The organism is Streptomyces sp. NRRL S-31 (assembly GCF_000718775.1).
In the GTDB taxonomy this organism is placed as follows: domain Bacteria; phylum Actinomycetota; class Actinomycetes; order Streptomycetales; family Streptomycetaceae; genus Streptomyces.
This window is the reverse complement of sequence record NZ_JOCB01000271.1, coordinates 1-341: the sequence shown is the minus strand read 5'-3', so window position 1 is coordinate 341 and position 341 is coordinate 1. Positions and strand designations below refer to the sequence as shown.

At 75.1% G+C, this 341-nt stretch carries 1 protein-coding gene; it reads right to left on the bottom strand.

The genetic code is table 11. From position 1 onward, the window contains the following. Positions 1–40 precede the first annotated feature (40 nt). The coding region (locus IF37_RS0138580) for an alpha/beta hydrolase fold domain-containing protein (protein ID WP_030754562.1) at positions 41–341 on the bottom strand (301 nt) is incomplete at its 5' end.

Genomic DNA, 341 nt, shown 5'->3' with positions numbered 1-341 from the left:
CCACCCGGTCCGGCGGTGCAGGGTGCGGCCGGCCGTGCCCTCAGGCGAGGTGCAGGGCGGTGTGCAGGGTGTCCGTGACCTGGATGCGCGCCGCCCTGGACGCGTCCGTGCGGCGGAGCATGTCGAACAGCATGAATCCGTGGATGGTCCCGTGGTAGCGGATCGACACCACGGGGATGTCCGCGTCCCTCAGCCGTGCGGCGTAGGCCTCGCCCTCGTCGCGGAGCACGTCCGCCTCGGCGGTGACGACCAGTGCCGGCGGCAGGTCCCGCAGGCTCCCGGCGGTCGCGCGCAGCGGGGAGACGGTCTCCTCGGCCCGGGTCCGCGGGTCCGGCGCGTAC